Source organism: Nocardia farcinica (assembly GCF_029867845.1).
GTDB lineage: Bacteria > Actinomycetota > Actinomycetes > Mycobacteriales > Mycobacteriaceae > Nocardia > Nocardia farcinica_A.
The window spans coordinates 1-2,638 of record NZ_JARWRU010001026.1 but is presented as its reverse complement, the minus strand read 5'-3'; the positions used below and the strand labels follow the sequence as shown (position 1 = coordinate 2,638).

Below are 2,638 nucleotides of genomic sequence, written 5' to 3'. Positions count from 1 at the left end.
ACATCGATCACCCTCGCCGCCGCATACAAGCCGCTCACGGACGGGTTGGCCAGCGGGGGACGGTAGATCTCCACACCCGCCTCCTCTCAACAAGAGTTTGGGGCCCGACCGGTGGGGGGGCGGGGTGCCGATCGTCGACATCGCCACCGCCCACCTCGCGGAAAACGCCACCCGGCGGGCGCGGCTCTAGCCCCACCGCGACGGCCGCGGGCAGCTGGTGGACGCGACCCTGCTGGACGGGGTGATCTCCCTGTTGCACCCGCACGCCGCGAACTGGATCGTCGGTGGCGAGGTGCCACGCCGCACCGGCGACTTCCACCCCACCGTCGTGCCCTACCAGGTGTTCCGGGCCGCCGACGGGGACTTGTTCGTCAGCGCGGCCAACAACAGGCAGTTCCGCGCGCTGGTCACCACTCTCGGGGTGCCCGAATTGGCCGAGGACCCCCGTTTCCGCACCAACGGCGACCGCCACGCCCACCGCGAGCAGCTGGTGTCGATACTGGCCGAGCGGATCGCGCGCAGCTCTCGGGCCGAGCTGGCCGGGCAACTCGAGCGTGCGGGGGTGCCCGCCAGCCCGGTGCACACCGTCGACGAGGCGCTCCAGGCCCCGCAGACCCGCCACCGCGGCCTGTTCCTCGACGATCAGGACTATCGCGGCGTCGGTGTCCCGATCTCGCTGAGCCGCTCCCCGCACCGGCGACCACGTCCCGCCGTGCCGCACGGCGCCGACACCGAGGCGGTGCTGGCGGCGATGGGCTACAGCGCGCGGCGGATCGGCGAGCTGCGCTCGGCTGGTATCTTCGGACACCCGTGAGCGAACCAACCCGAAGCCCCGTGCCCGCCGACAGCGCCCGCGATGTCGGCCGCACGACCGGCCGGGTCGTGGCCGAGCTGGAACGGCTGATCGCCTCGGGCGAACTGCTGCCCGGCCAGCCGATCCGCCAGGTGCTGATGGCCGAGCGGCTGGGCGTGAGCAGGCTGCCCATCCGCGAGGCGTTGCGTCATCTCACCGCCGAGGGGCTGGTCAGCCACGAGCACAACGTGGGCTATACCGTGGCCCGGCTGCGCCAGAGCGATTTCGACCAGATCTACCTCATGCGCGCGGCGCTGGAGCCGGAGCTGCTCCGATCGCTGCCTGCGTTCTCCGCGGCCGCGCTGGCCGAGGTCACCGAGCTCGGGCAGCGGGTCGCCGAGGCCGCGGAGCGGGGCGATGTGCCCGCCATGCGGATGCACAACAAGGCCTTCCATTTCGCGATCTTCGAACGATCGCCGTTGAACCTGGTGGTCGCCGAGGTACGGCGGCTGTGGACGCTGGCCATGCCGTACCACGCCGCCTACCTCTACGACCCCGCCGCCCGAGCCAGGGTGGTGACCGAACACGACCAGATGATCGACGCTCTCGCCCGGCACGACAACGAGCGGCTCGTGCGGTTGATGCGCGAGCACCGCCGTGGCGGTGAGGAGAGCGCCGGGATCACGCTGCGCACCACGCGCACGGGCGCCGAGCCCCCGCCCGATCCCGCTGTCCCCGAGGAGTAGCCCCGTGACCGTACCGACCGGATATCCGCCCTACCGATTCGCCTGGGATGCCGATGTGGCCGTGCTGGTGGCACGGATCGAGAGCACCCGGTCGGGACCGCGCCGCGGCGTCGAGGAGGCCAGGCGCGCGCTCGAGTCGATCGTCCGGCCACCGGGCCCGGCGATGGCGAGCGTGCGCGAAGCCGCGATCGACGGCCCGCACGGGTCGATCCCGCTGCGCGTCTATCGGCCGCACGCGGCGCCGGCGACGGACGCGCCCGCCCTGGTGTGGTTCCACGGCGGCGGCATGATCATGGGTTCGCTCGACTCCTTCGACCGGCTCGCCCGCGATGTCGCCGAGGCGACCGGGGCCGTGGTGTTCAACGTGGCATACCGGCTGGCGCCCGAGCACCGCTATCCGGTCGCCAACGACGAGGCCTACGCGGCGCTGTGCTGGGTGCACGAGCAGGCGGCGCGGTGGGGTGTGGACACCACCGCGATCGGCGTCGGCGGTGACAGCGCGGGCGGCGGGCTCGCGGCCGCGACCGCCTTGCGCGGCCGGGACGCTGGCGGGCCTGCCATCGCTCAGCAGGTGTTGTTCTATCCCGGCGTGGAGCGGCGCGCCGACCGCCCGTCGATGCGGGAGTTCGGCGACTCGCCGTTCCTCACCGCCGCTGACATCGACTGGATGAAGAGCCTGTATCTCGGCGACGACCCGTCGACCGACGACGCCTACGGCGTTCCCGCACTGGCGGATTCGCTGGCCGACCTGCCGCCCGCCGTCATCGCCGTCGGGTACGGCGACCCGATCCGCGACGGCGTGGAGGCCTACGGCGACCGTCTGCGGGAGGCGGGGGTGCCGACCGCGCAGTTGCGCTATCCGGGGGTCGGCCACGGCTTCGCCATGCAGACCGCCTCGGTGGCCCGCGCCCGCGCGGCGATGGCCGAGGTCGGCGCCCTGGTGGCGGCGCGCTTCCGCCTGCCCGTCTGAGGTCCGGCGACGGCACGGCCGCTTTCGAACACCCGGCCCTCGAACAGCACAGCGGCCCCCGGGCATAGGCCGCCCGGGGCGCGGGGGGGGGCGGGCCGGGGCGCCCCCCCCACCGCGCCGGCCGGCGGG

The 2,638-nt window shown here is 73.5% G+C and carries 2 protein-coding genes and 1 pseudogene; all 3 read left to right on the top strand.

Annotated elements, in window-relative coordinates:
- Positions 1 to 205: 205 nt before the first annotated feature.
- Positions 206 to 814 (top strand): annotated as a pseudogene (locus QH283_RS22740) (CoA transferase); the annotation flags it as partial.
- A complete protein-coding gene (locus QH283_RS22735) occupies positions 811 to 1,539 on the top strand; it encodes a GntR family transcriptional regulator (protein WP_414689625.1) in 729 nt (242 codons plus the stop codon). The pseudogene QH283_RS22740 and the gene QH283_RS22735, both read left to right, overlap by 4 nt.
- A 4-nt stretch (positions 1,540 to 1,543) precedes the next feature.
- Positions 1,544 to 2,509, top strand: coding sequence for an alpha/beta hydrolase (locus tag QH283_RS22730; protein ID WP_280504979.1), 966 nt, complete (start codon positions 1,544 to 1,546; stop codon positions 2,507 to 2,509).
- Positions 2,510 to 2,638: the final 129 nt, after the last annotated feature.